The 20,688-nt window shown below is 56.4% G+C and carries 18 protein-coding genes, 1 tRNA gene and 1 pseudogene; 18 read left to right on the forward strand and 2 right to left on the reverse strand.

Features of this window, described 5'->3' with window-relative positions; translation table 11 throughout:
* Positions 1-20: 20 nt before the first annotated feature.
* The 3 genes from JCM17844_RS05900 (at position 21) to JCM17844_RS05910 (ending at position 3,352) form a co-directional block, all read left to right on the forward strand.
* Positions 21-1,541 carry an SBBP repeat-containing protein gene (locus JCM17844_RS05900; RefSeq protein WP_150000090.1) on the forward strand — a complete coding sequence of 507 codons (1,521 nt, stop codon included), beginning with the start codon at positions 21-23 and terminating at the stop codon, positions 1,539-1,541.
* Positions 1,538-2,842, forward strand: coding sequence for a hypothetical protein (locus JCM17844_RS05905; RefSeq protein ID WP_150000091.1), 1,305 nt, complete (start codon positions 1,538-1,540; stop codon positions 2,840-2,842). Before JCM17844_RS05900 ends, JCM17844_RS05905 begins: the two co-directional genes overlap by 4 nt.
* A 93-nt stretch (positions 2,843-2,935) precedes the next feature.
* Positions 2,936-3,352, forward strand: coding sequence for a DUF6491 family protein (locus JCM17844_RS05910; protein ID WP_150000092.1), 417 nt, complete (start codon positions 2,936-2,938; stop codon positions 3,350-3,352).
* Positions 3,353-3,355: 3 nt separating this feature from the next.
* Here JCM17844_RS05910 and JCM17844_RS05915 read toward each other — a convergent pair whose 3' ends face one another.
* The gene (locus JCM17844_RS05915; protein WP_210431458.1) at positions 3,356-4,765 is read right to left on the reverse strand and encodes a TAXI family TRAP transporter solute-binding subunit; all 1,410 of its coding nucleotides are present in this window, start codon (positions 4,763-4,765) and stop codon (positions 3,356-3,358) included.
* 170 nt (positions 4,766-4,935) lie between these two features.
* Between JCM17844_RS05915 and dcd the strand changes: the two genes are divergently transcribed.
* From dcd to JCM17844_RS05975, 12 genes and pseudogenes are all read left to right on the forward strand, one after another.
* On the forward strand, positions 4,936-5,490 hold the full coding sequence (gene dcd, locus JCM17844_RS05920; protein ID WP_150000094.1) for a dCTP deaminase: 555 nt from the start codon (positions 4,936-4,938) through the stop codon (positions 5,488-5,490).
* Positions 5,491-5,606: 116 nt separating this feature from the next.
* Positions 5,607-6,893 carry a UDP-N-acetylglucosamine 1-carboxyvinyltransferase gene (murA, locus tag JCM17844_RS05925; protein WP_150000095.1) on the forward strand — a complete coding sequence of 429 codons (1,287 nt, stop codon included), beginning with the start codon at positions 5,607-5,609 and terminating at the stop codon, positions 6,891-6,893.
* Between the two features lie 31 nt (positions 6,894-6,924).
* Positions 6,925-7,374 (forward strand): DUF2948 family protein, encoded by a 450-nt coding sequence (locus JCM17844_RS05930; protein WP_150000096.1) that lies wholly within the window; start codon positions 6,925-6,927, stop codon positions 7,372-7,374.
* A gap of 76 nt (positions 7,375-7,450) precedes the next feature.
* Positions 7,451-8,164 (forward strand): ATP phosphoribosyltransferase, encoded by a 714-nt coding sequence (hisG, locus tag JCM17844_RS05935; protein WP_150000097.1) that lies wholly within the window; start codon positions 7,451-7,453, stop codon positions 8,162-8,164.
* Positions 8,154-9,485 (forward strand): histidinol dehydrogenase, encoded by a 1,332-nt coding sequence (gene hisD / locus JCM17844_RS05940; RefSeq protein ID WP_150000098.1) that lies wholly within the window; start codon positions 8,154-8,156, stop codon positions 9,483-9,485. The genes hisG and hisD overlap by 11 nt, the downstream gene beginning before the upstream one ends.
* Positions 9,482-9,981, forward strand: a pseudogene (locus JCM17844_RS05945) (UPF0262 family protein). Before hisD ends, JCM17844_RS05945 begins: the two are co-directional and overlap by 4 nt.
* 3 nt (positions 9,982-9,984) lie before the next feature.
* Positions 9,985-10,461, forward strand: a complete 477-nt coding sequence (locus tag JCM17844_RS05950; protein WP_150000099.1) for an arsenate reductase/protein-tyrosine-phosphatase family protein — start codon at positions 9,985-9,987, stop codon at positions 10,459-10,461.
* A gap of 104 nt (positions 10,462-10,565) precedes the next feature.
* Complete coding sequence (infA, locus tag JCM17844_RS05955) at positions 10,566-10,784, forward strand: translation initiation factor IF-1 (RefSeq protein WP_150000100.1); 219 nt, start codon at positions 10,566-10,568, stop codon at positions 10,782-10,784.
* 10 nt (positions 10,785-10,794) lie between these two features.
* Positions 10,795-11,442, forward strand: coding sequence for a Maf family protein (locus tag JCM17844_RS05960; protein ID WP_150000101.1), 648 nt, complete (start codon positions 10,795-10,797; stop codon positions 11,440-11,442).
* Positions 11,435-12,781 (forward strand): ribonuclease E/G, encoded by a 1,347-nt coding sequence (locus tag JCM17844_RS05965; protein WP_210431461.1) that lies wholly within the window; start codon positions 11,435-11,437, stop codon positions 12,779-12,781. The genes JCM17844_RS05960 and JCM17844_RS05965 overlap by 8 nt, the downstream gene beginning before the upstream one ends.
* A gap of 121 nt (positions 12,782-12,902) precedes the next feature.
* On the forward strand, positions 12,903-13,082 hold the full coding sequence (locus tag JCM17844_RS17180) for a DNA gyrase inhibitor YacG (protein WP_371864743.1): 180 nt from the start codon (positions 12,903-12,905) through the stop codon (positions 13,080-13,082).
* 60 nt (positions 13,083-13,142) lie between these two features.
* A tRNA-Phe gene (locus JCM17844_RS05975) sits at positions 13,143-13,218 on the forward strand.
* 58 nt (positions 13,219-13,276) lie between these two features.
* Here the strand turns inward: JCM17844_RS05975 and JCM17844_RS05980 are convergent.
* Positions 13,277-14,050: a glucose 1-dehydrogenase gene (locus JCM17844_RS05980; RefSeq protein ID WP_150000104.1), complete on the reverse strand. Its 774-nt coding sequence runs from the start codon at positions 14,048-14,050 to the stop codon at positions 13,277-13,279.
* Between the two features lie 253 nt (positions 14,051-14,303).
* Here JCM17844_RS05980 and JCM17844_RS05985 point away from each other — a divergent pair, with 253 nt between their 5' ends.
* The 3 genes from JCM17844_RS05985 to JCM17844_RS05995 all read left to right on the forward strand — a co-directional run bounded on the left by JCM17844_RS05985 (position 14,304) and on the right by JCM17844_RS05995 (position 20,581).
* Positions 14,304-15,716 (forward strand): TonB-dependent receptor plug domain-containing protein, encoded by a 1,413-nt coding sequence (locus tag JCM17844_RS05985; protein WP_150000105.1) that lies wholly within the window; start codon positions 14,304-14,306, stop codon positions 15,714-15,716.
* Positions 15,713-17,197 (forward strand): TonB-dependent receptor plug domain-containing protein, encoded by a 1,485-nt coding sequence (locus tag JCM17844_RS05990; protein ID WP_150000106.1) that lies wholly within the window; start codon positions 15,713-15,715, stop codon positions 17,195-17,197. The genes JCM17844_RS05985 and JCM17844_RS05990 overlap by 4 nt, the downstream gene beginning before the upstream one ends.
* 78 nt (positions 17,198-17,275) lie before the next feature.
* Positions 17,276-20,581: a TonB-dependent receptor domain-containing protein gene (locus JCM17844_RS05995; protein WP_150000107.1), complete on the forward strand. Its 3,306-nt coding sequence runs from the start codon at positions 17,276-17,278 to the stop codon at positions 20,579-20,581.
* Positions 20,582-20,688 lie beyond the last annotated feature (107 nt).

The raw sequence follows: 20,688 nt of genomic DNA on the forward strand, positions 1-20,688 counted from the left end.
TTTTATCAGGGCGACAGGACATGGCGTTCTTTTCCATAGGCAGCGGACAATCGGCATTTTTGCCTCAGATCACGCCTATTGATCTGTCTGTTCTGGCGTTTCAGCCGCCATTGACCGCTGCTCAATTGCAGGGCCAAAGCAGCGATCCTGCGGTGATTCCGCCCTGGCAGCTTTCCCAGGAAAGCGAATCACTGGACCGTCGCCTTAATGAGGTGCGCAGGCTGACCAGCTTCATCGATGAACAGGCTCCCGGTGTTGATTCGGTGGGTGTAGGTGTTGATGAGCGGGCATCTTTTGTGCTCTTCGATGCCCTTAAAAAGCTGGAAACGCTGGCGGAGGTTGCGGCCGACGAGAGCACATCTCCCGCCAATCTTGCCCGTTTGAACGAACAATTTCAGGCCGGATTGGCGGAAATCACCGATTATATCGGGTCTGCCAATACGGACAAACTCACCTTGCTGGCGGGGCAACGCACGTCCAGCACCACATCACCCATTGAAATCGGCACGGATCAGCAAACCTTTACCGGCCAAGCGGTGGCTTTGGGCAGCCGCGATGATCCCATCGAAAACCTTGTGGGCGACGAACAATTCACCGTTGTTATCAAGCGTTTTGACGAATCGTTCACTATCGACATTAATTTGGCCGACATCGAGGGGCCGTTGTCGATCAATGCGGTGGTGGATCATATCAACACGCAAATTACCGCCGTGCCCGCCACCGATAGCAATGGCGACCCGATTTTGCGAGCCAATGGCGATCCGATTCCGAAATTCACCACCCGTTTCGGTATCAAGACCGATGATAATTTCGATCATGCCATCGAAGTGCGTACCTCTTTGTTCGAGGAAGTACGTCTGGTGCCTGCGGTATCGGAGCCAAGTCTGTTTGTGACCACCAATCGCACGGCCTTGCGCGGTGACGATCCGGAACAATCGCGGGTGACACGGTTCGATGATGTGGCGGGAGCCATTGTTGAAGCGACCCGCACCGAAATCGTCGGCATTGATGGCCGCGCCACCCGGATTGCGGAATTGACTCCGACCGAGGATGAGGACGATGTGGCTGGCCCCGTTGCAGCGGCCACCACGACAGCGGCGGTGGCGGTGGATAGCGAAGGGTTCATTTACACGCTGGGGACTTCTTCGGGCGATTTTGGCAATCAGCAGAATCTGGCGGCCGACGGTGAGGATGTGTTTCTCACCAAGATCGATACATTGGGCAATGTGGTCTTCTCCCGCCTTTTGGGCAGCGCCACCAATGCCGAAGCCTTTTCGCTGGCGGTGGATAGCCAGGATAATGTGATCATCGCAGGCAGCACCACAGACAATCTGGGGGACAATACCCGGATTTCGGGCACCGACAGTTTTGTCACCAAATTCAGTGCGCGCGGTGACCGGATTTTCACCTATCAGCTTGATACCGTTGCCCAAGACAAGCCCGCCGCCATCGCGATCGATGCGGATGACAATATCATTCTTACCGGCTTTAGTGACGGGGCGATCAATGCGGCAACGCCATCAAATGGCGGCGTGATGTGATGCTGCTGAAGATTGATGGGGATTCGGGGCAGCGGATTGATGAAGCCTTGATCGGATCAGCCACAACCGAGCGTGGCGAGGCGGTGGCCATCGCGGAAGACGGCAATATTTTGCTGGCCTCTATCGACAATGGCCGCGCCGTTTTGCGCAAGGTGGATGTGAATGATTTTTCCAATATCCTGTTTGAACAGGATCTGGGGCAGATCAACAATAGCGGGGCCATTAGCGGTTTACGGGTATCGGGCAGCAATATTTTTCTGGCAGGCAGCACGTCGAATTCCGGGTTTACCGGCACAGCGGCGAGCATTGCCAAAGACTTTGCGGGCGATACGGATGGTTTCGTTTTGAAACTTACGGACAACGGCTCTTCTGCCGATGCGGATTTCGTCAGCTTTGTGGGCACGGAAGCGTTTGACAAGATCAACGATATTGCCGTGGGGGCAAGTTCGGTCTTTGTGGTGGGCAGCACCCGCGGGGCGCTGGAGGCTGGTGGCCGTGAAGGCCCGACAGATGCTTTTATCACGCGCATTGATATGGCCACCGGAGCCATCGAACAGGTGCAGCAATTCGGTCTGCTTTTGACCAATAATGAAGCTACGGGCATTGCCTTTACCAATACCGGCCCTTCGGTGCTGGATGCGCTTGGGCTGCCCGCGGGCACCGTGGACCGGATTGAAACGCGCAGCGTCGATTCCCAAACCACCGCAAAGGCGGGGGACTATTTCGATATCTCGATCGACGGAGGCAGGAAGCGCCGCATCACCTTGAACGAGGGCGATACATTTTCCGATATCGCCCGGCGCATCAATCGTTTGTCATTCCGGGGCGATGTTTCTGCCGATGGCAGCAATGGAAAGCTGGTGATTCGCGCCAATGGCTCTGCTTCGGTGGATCTGATCGCAGGAGAGGGCAGCAGCGACCTTCTGGGGAAATTGGGGTTAAAATCCCAACGGCTTTTGGGAACCGATGCGCTGTTCAACCTCAATGATGATGACGACCGGAATTCTTCCAGCACCGAATCCGATCTGGGTGGGGTGTTTGCCTTCAAACTGGATGGGCCATTGGGGCTTCAGGATCGGCAAACAGCCGCTTTCACCCTGACGCAAATACAAGAGGCCATCAACACGTCGCAACGCGCCTTTCGCTCTTTGTCTCCCAGTATTCTTGATACTTTGGGGGATCAATTGGGCGGCAGTGCCAGTGGTGTTGTCCCGACCCGTTTGCAAAGCCAGCTCGCCAATTATTCGGCGGCGCTTTCGCGGTTGCAATCGGGCAGCGGGGGCGGCGGCTTTTTCATTTGATCCAATCCACAAAGAATGGGCGTCGTGGTTCATCTGCGGTTCAACCGTGGGCGCGCTTATTGGATATTTGGCAGGAGGCGGAGACTGCGTCCGATGACCGACCGATTTTCCATTTTGTTTGCCCTTTGCTGCGCTCTTGGTGTTTTCGCACAAGCCGCAATGGCGCAGGATATCCCAAGCAGTGATCGTCGAAGCGGGGCACCAGACGATCCGTTCGATGCGGAAGAAAGTGTGGGGAATTGCGTCAGCACCCGTCAGATAAGCGCCACCCATATTCTGGATGATCGCAAGATTTTGCTGGAGATGAGCGAGGGCGCGGACATTGTGATGCATTTGAAATATCAATGCCCACAACTGAAATTCCATGATTATTTCAGCTATGAATCAACGCTGGGGCAATTATGCGCCGAGCTGGATCAGATCACCACCCGCGCCGGGTTTCACTGCGATATCGGCGGTTTTTCAAAAGCCACGCTGGAATCGGAAAGCGAGCAGCCTTCCACCCCCTGATATTTATGACTTTGCGGTTTCAGTCGCTTCGGGATTCTGTGTATGCGGCTTTTTCTTCTTCGGCTCTCCAAGAGAATCGCGCAGCATCTGGATATGGAATTTCAGCGCATAAAGCTCGCCCGCATGGGTGGGGGGCACGGAGAGTGTGCCCAGACCTTTTTCAATGGCATCCAATTCGGCCAAAGCCTTGTCCCTGTGGATGTCTTGGTGGGCGGCGCGCTTCTCAATGGCCCGCAAGGCTTTATAGGGGCGACTGATGCGGGCCTTTATGCGCCAGGAATAAAGCGGCGGCACAATGCGCAATAAGGGGATCAACAAGGTAAGCAAAGGCAGGGCCATCACCAGCCAGCGATCCAGCATCGTCGCCGCCCAGAAGGGCAGGATCCGTTGCAGGAAAGATGGCCCACGGCGGTGAAACCGCGCCGCTTCATCATTCAAGGGCAAGGACAGCATATAAGGCGAGGGAAATTGTCCGGCGGTTTCAAACAATCCTGCCTGATCATGAATCGTATTTGCCACCATCAAAAGCCTGTCGACCAAGGCCGGATGTAAATCCCGACGCGCCACCAATTGGGCGGTGGTGCCGATCAACCGGGTGTTTTGTGCCGGAATATTGCGCGCCAGATCCACGGCTCCTTCGGGCAGGTCCAGCGCCCGTACATAGCCAAATTTCCGGGCATAGGCCGCAGCGCGGGGCAGGCTGAAAAGGGTCACACCATCTTGGTGCAACAGGTCATCAATATCCTGGCTTGGCGCCCCGCCAACGGTGAACACGGCATCTACTTGGCCTAAAATCAACGCTGTTACTGCCTCATTGCCGCTTAAATGGCTCAGGGCGGTATCGGGGACCGGCAAGCCATTCAGGCGATATAGCTCCGCAGCCAAAGCCCGGCTTCCCGATCCCGCAGCCCCAATGGCGACGGTCAGGGCTTCCAGATCCCGCACATCCTGAATTTTCACATCATCGCGCAAGAACAGCCACGCCGGTTCAAAATAAAGGCTGGCCAGCGCTTCAAGGGGTTTGGGGGCATCAATGGGCGGGGCCACACCGGCTTGCACAAAGGCGATGATGGCGTCATCAGGGTCGCTTGTTGCCAATCGTTCCAGATTGTCTTGCGAGCCTGCGGTTTCCACGATCGTTACCGCGATATCGCTTTTGGCCAATGCCTCCCGATAGCGTGCGGCCATCAGGGAATAGGTGCCGCCTTTTGAACCGGCGAGGATGGTCAGATGCCTGGGCGGGGCTGGTTCAACGAATTGGAACGCCGCGTAAAAGGCGATAACGAGCAAGAGTATCGAGGGCAGCCCGATGCCCAGCCCTTCCGACAACCAGGAGGGCAAGGCAGCCAAGCGCCGCGCCAAAGGGCCCGTCTGGTCGTTTTGCGGTTCTTGCGTTTCTGGGTCTTGTTTCACGCCTGCTCCTGGTATCGCCCCGTCAGATGCGAAGGAGTTTGGCCTGTGAATCGGGATTTGTCATGACCCTGTTTTAAGAGGTTGTACGGCAGCATAGGCTTGTCGCCGTGCTTTTGCTGGCTTAAAAGCGGCCTTTATAAAGATTGAAAACCATATGGGAGCCCGCGCTGATGTCCATCATGTCCGACCGCTGGATTCGTGAGAAAAGCGTTTCTGAGGCCATGATCGAGCCGTTCGAAGATCGTCAGCGCCGTGAGGGGACGATTTCTTATGGCCTGAGCTCCTATGGCTATGATGCGCGGGTATCCAACGAGTTCAAGATTTTCACCAATGTGGATAATGCTTTGGTGGACCCCAAGGATTTCTCGCCCCACAGCTTTGTGGATCGCACCACTGATGTGTGCATCATTCCCCCCAATTCCTTTGCGCTGGCCCGCACGGTGGAATATTTCCGCATCCCCAAGGATGTTTTGGTGATCTGCCTTGGTAAATCCACCTATGCCCGTTGCGGGATCATCGTCAATGTGACCCCTTTGGAGCCGGGCTGGGAAGGCCATGTAACGCTGGAATTTTCCAATACCACACCGCTGCCCGCCAAGGTTTATGCCAATGAAGGGGCGTGCCAATTCCTGTTTTTGCAAGGCAACGAGCCGTGCGAGGTGACCTATGCGGATCGGTTGGGGAAATATCAGGGCCAGCGCGGCGTGACTTTGCCCAAGCTTTGAAAGCGGCCTTTCTCTCACCTTTTTCTGGCCATGCCTGTGCCCATCTAAGGCGATATACAAAGGGCATCGGGCGTGGCATTCGCTGCGTCTCCCTATGAAAGGATACTATCGCCCTTATGGATAAACTCATAGTGCGTGGCGGCCAGAAGCTGTCGGGAACGGTCCAGATTTCAGGCGCGAAAAATGCGGCGCTGCCCTTGATGGCGGCCAGCCTTTTAACCGATGCGCGCCTGCGCTTGTCCAATCTTCCCCGGCTGGCGGATCTGGCCACCATGGGCGATCTTTTGAACCATCATGGTGCATCCGTGACCATCGAAGGGGCGATGGGCAATGGCCGTCCCTATGGGCGGATTCTGGCGCTGGAAGCTCCGCATATCACCGATACCACCGCCCCTTATGATATTGTGCGCAAGATGCGCGCCTCGATTCTGGTTCTGGGGCCGATTCTTGCCCGCGAAGGTTTGGCCCGGGTGTCCTTGCCCGGCGGGTGCGCCATTGGCACCCGTCCCATTGATCTGCATTTGGACGGGCTAAAGGCGCTGGGTGCCGAAATTGAATTGAATGAAGGCTATGTGACCGCCCGCGCTCCGCGCGGTGGTTTGCGCGGTGGCCGTGTGGCTTTCTCCAAAATATCGGTAGGGGCGACGGAAAATCTGATGATGGCGGCCTGTTTGGCCAATGGCGAAACCGTGCTGGAAAATGCCGCTTGCGAGCCGGAAATCGTTGATCTGGGAGAGTGCTTGAAGGCCATGGGGGCGCCCATCGAAGGCTTGGGCACCCCGCGCATCCGGATCATGGGGCAAGCCAGCCTTTCAGGGGCCACCCATCGCTGCATGGCGGACCGGATCGAAGCCGGGTCTTATGCGGTGGCGGCTGCCATTACCGGGGGCCGTGTGACCTTGGCGGGGGCCGAGCCCGCATCCATGCAGGCCTTGTGCGATATTTTGAAGGAAGCCGGTGTTGATATTGCCGAGTGCGATGCGGGTTTGATTGTTTCGCGGGAAGGACCGCTGCGCCCTGTGACATGCACCACCCATCCTTATCCGGGTTTCCCCACCGATATGCAGGCCCAGTTGATGGCGCTGATGACCTTGGCCGAAGGCGAATCGGTCATCACCGAAGCGATCTTTGAAAACCGCTTCATGCATGTGCAGGAACTGGCGCGGATGGGGGCCGATATTTCGGTGTCCGGCTCTACCGCCCGGATTCGCGGCGTGGGATCGCTGACAGGGGCGCCGGTGATGGCAACGGATTTGCGGGCCAGCATGGGATTGGCTTTGGCAGGCTTGGCGGCCCGTGGTGTAACGGAAGTACACCGACTTTATCATCTGGATCGCGGTTATGAGCGGCTGGAAGAAAAGCTTTTGGGACTTGGTGCCGATGTGGCGCGTGTTGCCGCTTGAGATTTTTCGTTCTTTTGCCCAAAGTTGCCTTATGACAGAAAAACTCAAACTTATTGCCCGCAGCGCAGATGATCTTTCGGTTATTTCCGCGGTTTTGCAAGACAGTGCTTTGCGGATCGACGATATGGCGTGGCTGCCTGAAGCACACCGCTTTGCGGTGGTGGCCAACCGGTTCCGCTGGGAAAAAGTTGCCAAAGATGCCCCTCGGCGCAAGGCGCGCGGCGAAAGGGTGCGGGCCGGGCTGCATTTCGACGGGATCTTGCGGGCGCAGTTCCGCAATCTTTCCCTTGGCGACAAACAAAAAGTGGTGGAATTGCTGGCCATCGATACCAAGATGGGCGAAGACGGGGCTGCTACCATAGAGCTTGTTTTCGCAGGGGGTGGCACGATTCGGTTGGATGCGGAATGCATCGAAGTGGTGCTGCAAGATCTGTCCGATGCGTGGACGGCCCTTCGCACCCCATCCCATGCGGTGGATTGACCCCGTTTTTTTGGCTGGCCATGGACCTTTTGTGCGGTGCAAGGTAAAAAGCCTCACCCTTTGATGGAGAGCGCCCATGGCATCTGTACCGCCCGCACAATCTGAATTGATTTCGGCTGATCAACCACAGTCCGATCTGGTTTTGGCTTTGCCCAAGGGGCGTATTCTGCAAGAGGCCATGCCATTGGTGCGGGCTGCCGGGATCGAGCCGGAAGCCGCTTTTGATGATCCGGGCAGTCGAAAACTGCAATTCGATACAAACATACCCGGTTTGCGAATCATCCGTGTGCGGGCCTTTGATGTGGCCACCTTTGTTGCTTTTGGTGCGGCACATTTGGGGATTGCCGGCAATGATGTGTTGATGGAATTCGATTATCCCGAAATCTATGCGCCGCTTGATCTGAAGATCGGCCATTGCCGCTTGTCGCTGGCCGAGCCGGAAGATCTGGCCCGTGAGGATGACCCCCAAAGCTGGTCCCATGTGCGGGTGGCGACCAAATATCCAAATCTTACCGGCCGTTATTTCGCGGCCCGTGGGGTGCAGGCGGAATGTGTGAAGCTGAACGGGGCGATGGAATTGGCCCCGGCCCTTGGCTTGTGCCCGCGGATCGTTGATTTGGTGTCCACCGGCTCTACCTTGCGCGCCAATGGCCTGCGCGAAGTGGCGGTGCTGACGCAGATCACCTCGCGGCTGATTGTGAACAGGGCGGCCTTTAAAACCTATCCCGATCAGGTGGGCGGCTGGGTCGAACGGTTCCAGAATGCCTTGGGGGCCGCCGATGCCGCGTGAACTCATCCGTACGGACCCTGATTTCGATCGGCAGTTTGAAGCGCTTTTGAACCAGAAGCGCGATGAAGCACATTCGGTCCGCGATGTGGTGGATGGCATCCTGAGCGATGTGGCGCGGCGCGGAGATGCGGCGGTGCTGGAATATACGGCCCGGTTTGATCGGCTGGATATTTCGGCGGGCGATCTGCGTATCGATGCGGCTGAAATTGCACAGGCGCGGGCCAAATGCGACAGGGAAACATTGGATGCGCTGGCACTGGCGGCCAAGCGGATCAAGGCGTTCCATGCCCATCAAAAACCGCAAGACCACAGCTATATAGATGATGCGGGGGTCAGATTGGGCGTGCGCTGGTCTGCCATTGATGCGGCGGGGCTTTATGTGCCGGGCGGCATGGCCAGCTATCCATCCTCTGTTTTGATGAATGCTTTGCCGGCAAAAGTGGCGGGCGTTGAGCGCCTTGTGATGGTGGTTCCAACACCGGACGGGGTGATCAATCCTTTGGTTCTTGCCGCGGCGGATCTGGCTGGTGTGGATGAACTTTATCGCATTGGCGGCGCACAGGCGGTGGCGGCTTTGGCTTATGGGACCGAAAGTCTGGCGCCGGTGGATAAGATTGTCGGGCCGGGCAATGCCTATGTGGCGGAAGCGAAACGGCAGGTCTTTGGCCGGGTGGGCATCGATACCATTGCCGGGCCATCGGAAATTCTGGTGGTGGCTGATGGCGATAATGATCCGGCCTGGATCGCCGCTGATCTGTTGAGCCAGGCAGAACATGATGCGGTGGCGCAGTCGATCCTGATTACGGACGATGCCGCTTTCGCCAGCGCTGTGGCCGATGAAATCGAGCAGCAATTGATGTCTTTGGATCGTCGGGATATCGCTTCGGCAAGCTGGCGCGATTATGGGGCGATGATTGTGCTGGATGATCTTATGCAGGCCCCCGCCCTTGTGGACCGGCTGGCACCGGAACATCTGGAACTGGCGGTGGCGGACCCCGATGTTTTGTTCGCCCGTATTCGCCATGCAGGCGCCGTGTTTTTAGGGCGATATACACCGGAAGCGGTGGGGGATTATGTGGCTGGCCCCAACCATGTGCTGCCTACATCCCGTGCGGCCCGTTTTTCAAGCGGATTATCGGTGCTTGATTTCATGAAGCGTACCACGTTCATTGGCTGTGACGGTGATAGTTTGACGCGCATTGGCCCCGCGGCGGTTCGCCTTGCCCGCGCGGAAGGGTTGGGGGCTCACGCACAGTCGGTTTCCATCCGCCTTGACCGGGGGGCCGGCGGTGAAGACAGTCGCAAGCAGGATCATCAATGACTGAAAAAAATGGCGAAACATCCCGTCGTCTGATCGACGTGACTCTTGATGAATCCACCATTGTGCGCTGGAGCAATGATGTGGACCATGAGCGACGAGTGGCCATTTTTGACCTGCTGGAGCACAATCATTTCGATCCGGTGATCGCACTGCCCAATGATTATGAAGGGCCGTTCCGGTTGCATTTGCGGGTGGAAGAAGGGCGGTTATTGTTTGAACTGTCCGATGAAGCGGGAAATTTCCTCGAGTCGTTTCGTCTGCCGCTCACCCCGTTCCGTCGGATCATCCGGGATTATTTCACCGTTTGCGATTCGTATTTCCAGGCCATCAAAACCGCCAGTACGTCGCAGATTGAAGCCATCGATATGGGGCGACGCGGCTTGCACAATGATGCTCGGCCCTTTTGATGGAGCGCTTGCACGATAAGGTACGGGTGGATCAAAATACGGCCCGACGCCTATTTACCCTGATTTGCGTTTTGCATATTCGAGGATAGGGCATGGTTTCATCCCCGTCCAAAGCCGATGCCATACAGCGCGATTCCCCGCGCAGCGTTTTGTTTTTATGCAATCGCAATGCGGTGCGATCTCCCATGGCGCAGGCCTTGCTTTATCGCCATTCCCGGCACCGGATTGCGGTGTCTTCGGCGGGGCTGGAGGCGGGGTTTCTGGATCCGTTTTCGGTGGCAGTGATGGATGAAGTCGGCATTGATTTATCGGATCATGAACCGCAGAGCCTAGCGGGTTTACCAGACCTTGCGGTGGATCTGGTTGTTTCGCTGACCCCGGAAGCCCATCATCGGGCAATGGAGCTGACGCGGGACGGCACCTGTCTGGCGGAATATTGGCCCACGGTCGACCCCACCCTTGTGGAAGGCAATCGTGATCAGCGTCTGGATGCTTATCGGGGCTTGCGTGATGGCCTGATAACGCGCATCGAAACACGGTTTAAAGAGGCCGCGCCGGGGCATCTTTAAGTACTTTCATCGCCCATAAAGCGTGTGACGCTTGCATTTCGTCGCCGTCTCACTCATTTATGGCGCAAATTCCTTGTCTCAGATGAAAAGAAATTCGAACAAACATGGCGAAAGAAGAAATTTTGGAAATGCGCGGCACGGTAACGGAATTGCTTCCGAACGCCATGTTCCGCGTGACGCTTGAAAATGGGCATGAAGTGCTCGGACATACGGCCGGAAAAATGCGCAAAAACCGCATTCGTGTTCTTGCCGGTGATGAGGTGTTGGTGGAACTGACGCCTTATGATTTGACCAAAGGCCGAATCACCTATCGCTTTAAATAAGGCTGAGGGTGTGGCTTCCCGCCCCCATAGGTCGTCTGCGCTGCCCCGAAATGGCCATGGGGCGCGTTTGATTCTTGCATCGGCGTCGCCGCGTCGTGTGGCGCTTCTCGATCAGATCGGTGTGCATCCCGATGCGGTGGTTCCTGCCGATATCGATGAACAGGTGCACAAAGCCGAGCAACCGCGTCCCTATGCGCGGCGGATGGCCTTTGAAAAGGCCCGGCATGTGGCCAAGGACCATCCGGATTGCTTTATCCTTGCTGCTGATACGGTGGTGTCGGTGGGGCGGCGTATTTTACCCAAAGCGCTGGACCGTCAAACAGCCGATGATTGTCTGGCAATCTTGTCGGGGCGGCGGCACCGGGTAACCTGCGGTGTGGCTCTTGTTTGCCCTGATGGCCGGTGTCTGGAACGCCAGGTGGATACCGTGGTGATCTTCAAACGGCTGTCGGCGGACGAACGCCGTGCCTATCTGGACAGTGGCGACTGGCATGGCAAGGCGGGCGGCTATGCCCTTCAGGGCTATGCTGCGGCCTTTGTACGCCGGATATCCGGCTCCTATAGCACGGTGGTGGGTCTGCCATTGTTTGATGTGTCGCAGATGCTTCAAGGGCAGGGCTATCCGCTGCTTAAAGGATGGGCTTGTTCGGATGGCTGATTTGCTCATTGAAAACAGCGTTTCGGAATATCGCGTGGCGCTGGTCGATGAGCAAAAACCGTATGAGCTGTCTTTGATGCGCGGTGTTGCGCATTGGGTGGAAAGCATCAATATGGCCCGGGTGATCCGGTTGGCCCCGGAATTTGACGGCGCTTTTCTTGATCTGGGGGGGGGCGTTGAAGGGTTCATGACCCGCCGACATGCCCCCAGAGAGCGCGGTGCGCCGGTTCCTGCCCGCCTGGATGGCGGGATACATGAAGGCCAAAGCGTGCCGGTTCAGCTTATGGTGCCGCCGTCTGAGCAGGGCAAAAGCTGGACGGTGTCGGCCGATCTTCACCGCAAAGGCCGTTATATCACGCTGATCCCGTCGCAAGCCGGGCTGTCCTTCGATGATGAAGGGGCAGATAAGCGCGCGCAAGCACGGTTGAGCGAAGCCTTGGCGCCGATTTTGAAGGCGTGCGGTGTGCGGGTTCATGCGCCGGCTTTTCTTGTGGATGATGATGTGGTGCTGTCGGAAGCATCGAGGCTTCTGGGCCAGTTGCGGGCAATCAGGGCCGCGGGCAGCGGGGTGCGCATTCTTTTGCCCGGCCCGGATCTTTTAAGGCGCAGTTTGCGCGATGCGCCGGTGGGGCTGGGGGCGATCCGTTGCTCGGACCGGGCAACCTTGGCGGAAGCCATGTCTCTTACAAAAACTTGGCCCGATCTAGAGCCCCTGTTGCTGTGCGATATGGGGGATGGGGCGCTGTTTGAGCGCTATGGCGTTGAAGATGCGTTGGATGAGATCGCCAAAGGCGAGATTGCTTTGCCGTCTGGCGGGCGCATCAGCTTTGAAGATACCCGTGCTGCAATGGTGATCGATGTGGATGCGGGGGCTGCCTGCACAGGCCGTTCGGTAGCGCGGGTGGCGCGCATGGTCAATCTGGAGGCCGCCACGGCCATTGCCCTGCTGTTGCGCCGTGCCAATATCGGCGGGCTGGTGCTGGTGGATTTCATCGATATGGCCAAGCATGATGACCGCGAGGCGGTGCTTTCAGCGCTTGATGCCGGTTTCAAGGCGGATCCCGCGCCCATCCGCCGGTCGAAGATCAATCATCACGGGGTGCTTTCCATTACCCGAAAGCGGACGGGGCTTTCCGTGCGCGATCAGATGGTGGCAAAATCCGTTTCCTTGCCAAAGCTGGAAAATAGCTGCATGATTTGCTGCGGCGCGCCGAACGGACGGCTATTATGGACCAACGGCCCGGGACGCTGCATCTGGCCGCCGCGCCGGCGTTGGCGGAGAAACTGCGGGCGGGGGAGTGGCTTGCATTGCTGGCCCAGCGCACCGCCCGGTCCGTAGATTTAAAAGACCGTGCCGATCTGTCCCCCGATGACGGGCAATGCTGGATTGGCTGAATGATGATCAAGGAGCCGCGCTCATGAGCGGAAAATCCCCGGCCGGTAAAAAACCGCGCTGCCCCATGTGCAAAAAACCTGTCGCAGAGGCCTATCGGCCGTTTTGCTCCGATAGATGTAGCAAACTGGATTTGGCCCGCTGGTTTGGAGAGGCCTATGTTTTGCCGGGCGAAAGGCCGTTTGGTGGTGCAGATCTGGATGAAGAAAAGAATTCTTTCCAGAGCCTCTGGACAGGGTCCGATTGATTGCTTATAAGCAGCCCCCACAAGCGTGGCGCACGCCATGTTTGGGCTGTTAAAGCCAGTGCCCAGGTAGCTCAGTTGGTAGAGCATGCGACTGAAAATCGCAGTGTCGGTGGTTCGATTCCGCCCCTGGGCACCACTTCATTTCTCATCCCGTTTTCACATGTTTTTGGATAAGCGCGGCGTGGTTCTTGCGCTTATTGGGCGCTTAATCCTCCATCGATGGCCAGTTCTGCGCCATTGACGAATTTCGCTTCATCGCTGGCCAGATATAACACGGCATAGGCCACATCATTGGGGTCGCCCAAACGCTTCATGGGATTTTGTCTTGCCAGCTTTTCCACCAGAATATCGCGCGGCATGCCGGGTACCACGTCATCGAGAATAGCGGTGTCGATAAAGGCCGGATGCACCGAGTTGCAGCGAATCGGGTATTTGTTATGGGCGCAGTGCAGGGCCACCGATTTGCTGAAGTGCCGCACCGCTGCTTTTGCCGAGCAATAAGCGGCCAGATTGCCATCGGCGATCAGCCCCGCAACCGAGCTGATATTGACGATGGCCGCGCTTTCGCTGTTCTTCAATGCGGCCATGGCGGCGCGACAACCAAAGAAAACACTATCCAGATCTACAGCGTGCATATGCCGCCAGTCTTCGGTGCTGGTGCTTTCTACGGATCCCATACTGCCGATCCCGGCATTGTTCACGAGAATGTCAAGTCCGCCAAAATGGGCGCAACTTTGTGCAACCACTTCTGTCCACTGCGCTTCATTGGTGACATCATGGTGAAGAGCCAAGGCATTGGGGCCAATCTCTTGGGCCACTATTCTGGCGCTTTCCTCATTGATGTCCGTGCAAATGACTTTGGCCCCCTGTTGGGCGAAGATCAGTGCGATTGCGCGGCCCAGACCGGCTCCGGCCCCGGTAATCAAGGCCGTTTTACCTAGCAATCGTCCGCTTGTCTGGTCGGTCATGGTGGCAATCCTCACTTGAAAAAAGAGCCCCGATTCAGAACGATTCTGAGCCGAGGATATAGGAAAATCTATCCGACTTGCCTGTTTTGGCAGGTGTTGCAAACGAACAACTACCGCCAATCCCTTGCGTAGAGCCACTTGACGGACTTCGCTCAGTCAATCAATCTCGCACCAGAATATCAAAAAATTCCGATCATCGTGCATTGTCCGTAATGCCCGATGATGAGGTAGCGTACCATTTGTGGGAGGTATCATGATCGACGCAAAAAGCCTGTTAAAGGCGACCAGTGCACTTGCGACATCCGCATGTCTGCTAACGGCATGGAATATGTCCGCGCAGGCGCAGCAGCAGGACGAGAGTGTCAACGAAGTTGAAGAGATCGTTGTTACCGGCAGTTATATCCGCCGGTCATCGCAAACCAGCCAGGCATCCCCGATTTCGGTTATCGGCAGTGACGATATCGACCAGATCGGTGCCACCAGTTTGGCCGGGATCACCCAGACACTGACGATCAATACCGGGTCGCAGAACAATCCCGATGCCTTTACCCAGAATTTTTCCACCGGCACCAGCAATATCAATTTGCGTGGTCTCGGTGTGGCCTCGACCCTCGTTTTGCTGAATGGTCGCCGGCAGGTGGTCAGTGGGGCCACGACGGATGATGGTGTGAGCTTTGTCGATACGTCTTCGCTCATTCCGATGATCGCGCTCGAGCGGATGGAGATCCTGAAGGATGGTGCGGCGACCCTTTATGGCTCCGATGCCGTGGCGGGCGTTGTGAACTTCATCACCCGCGATCGCTTTGAAGGGTTTGAAATTCGCGCCGAATATCAAGGCGTTCAGGATGAAGGCAGCCAGAGAGATCTGAAAGTGGAAGCCATGGGTGGCGTTCAGTTTGATCGCGGCTATGCCGTTGCCGCCATCAGCTATCTGGACCGCTCGCCGCTGACCACTCAGGAAAGACGTCTCAGCCCCTTTGGTGGTCCTGATGTCAGCTCTATCGGTCAGCCGGGGACGTTCATCCTGACGGCACCGCCGCCTGATCCGCTGGCCGGAGCCATTTTCAATGGTCTTGTGGGTGCGGGCCAAACCCCGGCCTTTGCTGATCCGGGCTGTGCTGCCAATCCCAATTCCATTGCGCCTGATGCGGTGCCTGCTTTTGGCATTCCCGCCGGAGTTGTTGGTTTTTGCCAACTGGATTTCGGTGATTTCTTCAATCTGGTTCCGGATGAAAACCGTCTGCAAGGCTTTGCCAAAGTCGGGTATTCCATCACCGACGATCTTGAATTTTTCACGGAAATTTCTTTTGCCCGCAATCGGGCTACGCGTGGCAATACGCCCACCTTCCCAAATCTGACACCGCAATTGATTCCGGGATTTTTCGGGTCTTTTGAGCCGGGCACCTTCGGTGATCCGAACAATCCGCGCAGTACGCCGCCCAATCCGTTCAACCCCTTTGGTGTTGATGCCATTGCATTGGTGCGTCCGCTTGGTCAGGGCGAGCCTGCCGACAGTACCCATGATTCCGACACCTACCGCGTTGCGGCAGGTCTGACATGGGATATCGACGACACATGGCGTTTGGATACGGATGTGGTGGCGGCCCAAAATGATTTCACCTTGTCGGCACAAGATACGCTGGCCAGTGAATTCTTCTTTGCTTGAATGGCCTTGGCGGGGAAAATTGCGATCAGCTCACCGGTACGCCGGGCGTTGGTAACTGCCAGTTCTTCAATCCCTTCGCATCATCCTTCACCGCGCCCGAAGGGGCCACGGTGATCAATCCCACCACCGGGCTTCCGGTTCCTGTCGCCAATAGCGACGAGATTTTCGATTTCGTTCTCGGACGTAATCTTCTGGATATGGATTCCGATCTGCTGGTGGTGGATACGGTTCTTTCCGGCGATCTTGGTGATACGCTGCGCTTGCCGGGCGGCCCCATCGGGGTGGCCATTGGTGGTCAGTTCCGCCATGAAGAATTTGGCATGGATGCCGACAGCAATTCCAATAATGGCAATTTCCTGTTTGTTTCCGGTGCCGGCACACGCATCGCTGATTGGGACAGCCAACGGGATGTCTATGCGGCTTTTGCTGAAATCAGCCTGCCGGTAACCAATTGGTTGGAAGTCAGTTCTTCGGTGCGCTATGAAGATATCGAAGATGCCGGTGATACGGTGGATCCGAAAGTGGGGGTGCTGGTCACGCCAAGTTCTGATCTCAGCTTGCGCGGCACATATTCCACATCCTTCCGCTCACCGTCTTTGTTCCAGCAAAACACCGAAGGGTTTGTGGCGCTGGCACAGCTCAATGATCCCTTGTTGGGCAATACGGCGTTTTTGGCGGAATTTACCACCGGCAATGCCGATCTGAAGCCGGAAACCTCGCGGCAGTTCAATCTGGGCGGCACATGGGAGCCATCGGCAATCGAAGGTCTGACCATTGATCTCGATTATTGGAATTTCAAATTCCGCGATGCCATCGTCAAAGAAAATGCCCAGGCCCTGCTGGACAATGCAGCGGCGCAAGGGATTCCCGCATTGTTGGATCCGACGCGTTTCGTGCGTCCTTTGGGGGCCGCCTTGCCGTTGTTGTCCCAGGTCAACACACAGTTCGTGAATGCGCCGAGCATTGAAACCGATGGCTTGGATTTCAAGGCACGCTATCGCATGGATACGGATGTGGGCACCTTCTCGCCATTCTTTGAAGGAACCTATATCTTCAATTACGATGTGACCGATCCGACCCTTGGCACCACCATTAATGCCGTTGGCAGCCGCAATTTCCGCAATGTGGGCGATCCCACGCCGCGATTGCGCTTCAATGCAGGCATCAATTACTTGAATGGCCCACATAATTTCTACCTCGTTGGTCGTTATATCGATGATTATGATGATGACCAGATCAGCCCCACGGGCGACGGTGTGGAAGAAAACGGCCGGGTGGACAGCCAGTTCACCGTGGATATGCAATATGGGGTGCAATTGGGTGATCTTGTCGATTTCGCCGAAAATATCGGCGTGACGGCGGGGGTCATCAATCTCACCGGCAAAAAACCGCCGCTGGTCAATACCAATGGCGGCTTTGACAGCCGCGTACACGATCCACGCGGTCGGGTGCTGTATGTGCGCCTTTTGACCAAATTCTAAAATATCAGGAGCCAGCCAATTGGCTGGCTCCTTTCTATCCAAAAGAACAAACTGAAATCGCAACCCGCCGGGGGGATCATGAAAACCATATCCGCGTTGAAATTTGGAACGGCCTTAGCTTCATTGTCTTTCGCTGCGCTTCATGCCTTGCCGGTTATGGCGCAACAGGACAGCGGTTCTGGGCTGGAGCTTGAAGAAATCACGGTAACGGGGAGTTATATCCGCACGCCCCGGCAAAAAGATCGTCCTTCACCGATTTCGGTCATCGGTCAGGATCAGTTGCAAGATATTGGCGCGGCGGATATTGCCGATTTGACCAACACTCTCACCATCAATAATGGTGCACAAAACAATCCTGATGCCTTTACGCAGAATCTGACCACTGGTACGGAATCCATCAATCTGCGCGGCCTTGGGCTTGCCTCCACATTGGTGCTGTTGAATGGCAAGCGGCAGGTGAATTCTGCCGCGCCTTCCGATGACGGGATCCTGTTCGTCGATACCGCCTCGCTGATCCCCATGATCGCCCTTGAACGCACGGAAATTTTCAAGGATGGCGCCGCTGCCATTTACGGGTCCGATGCGGTGGCCGGCGTGGTCAATTTCATCACCCGTGATGATTTTGAAGGATTGGAGCTGAAAGCGGAATGGCAGGGCAATACCAATAGCAGCCAGAATGATTTCAAGATTGAAGGCCTGTGGGGCGGCGGCAATGACCGCACCCATCTTACCGTTGCCGCCAGCTATCTGGACCGTTCGCAATTGACCACCCGCGAGCGGGATCTGCGCCCCGATGCCTTTATCGGCCCCAATGGCCTGAGCGTTTCTACTCTCACCAGCACGCCGGGGAACTTCATTCCGCTGACAGCACCGCGATCCGATCTCAATCCCGCTCTCGCGCCGCTGACCAATATTTTCAATGCGGGTTTCGATAATGCGGTGCCCTTGTTCAATTTTGAAGGCATTGGCCCGGTTGCGGGAACGCCGGTGATTGCCAATCCATTCGGCGATGGCTTTTTGGTGGGCAGCTTCGGCGGTTTCCAGTTCCAATCGCCTGATATTGCCGATCCCAACAATCCGGCGTCTTTCCTGTCGGGGGCTGATGGTATTCAGGATGCCTTCACAGGGACGGTTTTGCCGCAGCTTCTGGCCGTCTCCCCCGGTTTGATTGATCCCAGCCTTGCCAATTTCAATATTGCCGGACTTGCACCGGATCAGCAGGCTGCGTTGCAATCGGCATTTGGCCAGTTGATCGCCGCCACCGATGCCGCAGGGTTTGACACGCTTTTGGTGCCGGATCCCAATTGCGCGGCAGCGGCAGCCATCGACAGCGATGTGGTGCCAGCATTCTCCAGTGTTACCGATCCTTTGACCGGACAATCGGTGGATGTGGGGGCCTGCCAATATGATTTCGGCAAGTTCTTCAATCTGGTGCCCCGCGAAAGCCGCTTGCAAGGCTATGCCAGCCTTAACCATGAATTCAACGAAAAGGCTGAATTCTATGGAGAATTCGCATTTTCGCGGAATCGGGCGCAGCGGGAAACCTCGAACTTCCCCATCACCTCTCCCATTGCTTTGCTGCCGAACAATCCCTTCAATCCCTTTACGGGGGCAGCCTCTTTGTTCATCGGGCGAAGCGCTGGCGTTGGGCAGACCACCGGTGATTTCTTCACCGACAGCCCCAATCCCAATAATTTCCGCCATGATACCTATCGGGTTGTGGCCGGGGTGAAGGGCGATATCACCGACCAGTGGTATTATGATGTCAGCTACACCCGTGCGGTGAATGATTATCGTCTGACCAGCTCCGATGGTTTGGCTTTGCAAACCAATTTGGCGCTCAATGGTTTGGCGGGGCAGGGCTGTAATCCGGCGGCCGATACGCCGGGCACCGGCAATTGCTTCTTCTTCAATCCTTTCGGTTCCGGGGCCTTGGCTGATGAAGGCCAGCAGGTTCCGGTGACAGATTTGAGCGGCAATGTATTGCTGGATGATGCGGGCAATCCGGTTTTGGTGCCTGTCTTGAACAGCGCCGATGTGATTGATTTCATCACCGGCGATATCACCCTTGATGGCAGAAGTGATCTGACCGTGGTGGATGCCGTGGTGGCGGGCAGCCTGTTTGATTTGCCAGCCGGGCCCATTGGCGTTGCCTTTGGCTTTCAATATCGTGAAGACGGGCTCACCCATGATCTGGATGACGATACCAATAAGGGCAATTTCCTGTTCGTAAGCGCCGGCATTGATGATTTTACCGCCAGCCGCGATGTGTTTGCCTTCTTCTCGGAAGTGAATATTCCGCTGCATGAAATGATCGAGCTGTCGGCGGCGGTGCGCTATGAAGATTATGGTGGAGCCATTGGCGATACCCTTGATCCGCGCGTTGCCTTGCTGTTCACCCCAACGGATTGGCTGTCTGTACGTGGGTCTTATTCCACGTCTTTCCGTGCCCCGTCGGTATTCCAGCAATTCGGCAACCAGACCTCTTTGAACTCGGTCATTGATCCGCGCGATCCCACGGCCCAGCCTTTCATCGCCATCAACACACGGGGCAATGAAGATTTGAGCCCTGAAGAATCGACCAATTTCAATATTGGCTTCACCGCAACGCCGGTGGCCGGTCTGGAATTGAATTTTGATTATTGGAACTTCGATTTCGACGACATCATCATCCGCGAGCAACCGGAAGAAATTGCGCGTCGGGCATTGATTGCGTCGGACCCCAATTTCGATCCGTCGTTGATTGCCAATGGGAGTGTGACGCTTGGGCCGACCGGTGGCCTGACCTTCATCAGCTCGCAGTTCATCAATGCGGTGGGGATCAAGACCGATGGCTTTGATGCGTCGGCGCAATATTCCTATGATATGTCCTTTGGTACGCTGCGTGCCGGCATCGAAGGGACCTATATCAACAGCTATAAAGCGCCTGTAGGCACCGGCAATGATGTGATCGATGTGGCGGGCTTCCGCAATTCGCAGAACTTTGCCTCTCCCATTCCGGAATTGCGCTTCAATGCCAATGTGGGCTTCTCCACCGGCGGGCATAATCTGGTGGCCTTTGTCCGCTATACGGATAGCTTCAAGGATGACCAGAATTGCGGTGGCGGCGACCTGCCCAGCGATTTCGTCGGGTCCGACCCCGTTAGCCTGACCTGTCCGGGTGGCCTGGATTTTGCCAAGGTGGCAAGCCATACAACGGTTGATCTGCAATATAGCTTCAGCTTTGGTCCGCATGGCCCGATGGAAGGCGCCAGCTTCTCGGTGGGTGCCATCAATCTGTTCGACAATGCACCGCCCTTCGTGAACACCGATGGTGGCTTTGAAAGCCGGACCCATGATCCACGCGGCCGGATGGCTTATGTGCGTTTGATCTCGCGCTTCTGACCGCGCTTTTCAGCCGACAAAAAGAAAAGGGATGGCTTTGGCCGTCCCTTTTTTATTGCCTTATGTGATCGGTGAGGCTGCTATCGCCCATAAAAAACGCCCGGCCA

This window comes from Iodidimonas gelatinilytica (genome assembly GCF_008579125.1).
Classification (GTDB): Bacteria; Pseudomonadota; Alphaproteobacteria; order Sphingomonadales; family Rhodothalassiaceae; genus Iodidimonas; species Iodidimonas muriae.

Excerpts from the sequence above, each read along its gene's own strand:
- JCM17844_RS05900 (WP_150000090.1), top strand. The coding sequence starts at position 21 with ATGGCGTTCTTTTCCATAGGCAGCGGACAATCGGCATTTTTGCCTCAG.
- JCM17844_RS05910 (WP_150000092.1), top strand. The coding sequence starts at position 2,936 with ATGACCGACCGATTTTCCATTTTGTTTGCCCTTTGCTGCGCTCTTGGT.
- dcd (WP_150000094.1), top strand. The coding sequence starts at position 4,936 with ATGTCCATCATGTCCGACCGCTGGATTCGTGAGAAAAGCGTTTCTGAG.
- murA (WP_150000095.1), top strand. The coding sequence starts at position 5,607 with ATGGATAAACTCATAGTGCGTGGCGGCCAGAAGCTGTCGGGAACGGTC.
- JCM17844_RS05930 (WP_150000096.1), top strand. The coding sequence starts at position 6,925 with ATGACAGAAAAACTCAAACTTATTGCCCGCAGCGCAGATGATCTTTCG.
- hisG (WP_150000097.1), top strand. The coding sequence starts at position 7,451 with ATGGCATCTGTACCGCCCGCACAATCTGAATTGATTTCGGCTGATCAA.
- hisD (WP_150000098.1), top strand. The coding sequence starts at position 8,154 with ATGCCGCGTGAACTCATCCGTACGGACCCTGATTTCGATCGGCAGTTT.
- JCM17844_RS05950 (WP_150000099.1), top strand. The coding sequence starts at position 9,985 with ATGGTTTCATCCCCGTCCAAAGCCGATGCCATACAGCGCGATTCCCCG.
- infA (WP_150000100.1), top strand. The coding sequence starts at position 10,566 with ATGGCGAAAGAAGAAATTTTGGAAATGCGCGGCACGGTAACGGAATTG.
- JCM17844_RS05965 (WP_210431461.1), top strand. The coding sequence starts at position 11,435 with ATGGCTGATTTGCTCATTGAAAACAGCGTTTCGGAATATCGCGTGGCG.
- JCM17844_RS17180 (WP_371864743.1), top strand. The coding sequence starts at position 12,903 with ATGTGCAAAAAACCTGTCGCAGAGGCCTATCGGCCGTTTTGCTCCGAT.
- JCM17844_RS05980 (WP_150000104.1), bottom strand. The coding sequence starts at position 14,050 with ATGACCGACCAGACAAGCGGACGATTGCTAGGTAAAACGGCCTTGATT.
- JCM17844_RS05985 (WP_150000105.1), top strand. The coding sequence starts at position 14,304 with ATGATCGACGCAAAAAGCCTGTTAAAGGCGACCAGTGCACTTGCGACA.
- JCM17844_RS05995 (WP_150000107.1), top strand. The coding sequence starts at position 17,276 with ATGAAAACCATATCCGCGTTGAAATTTGGAACGGCCTTAGCTTCATTG.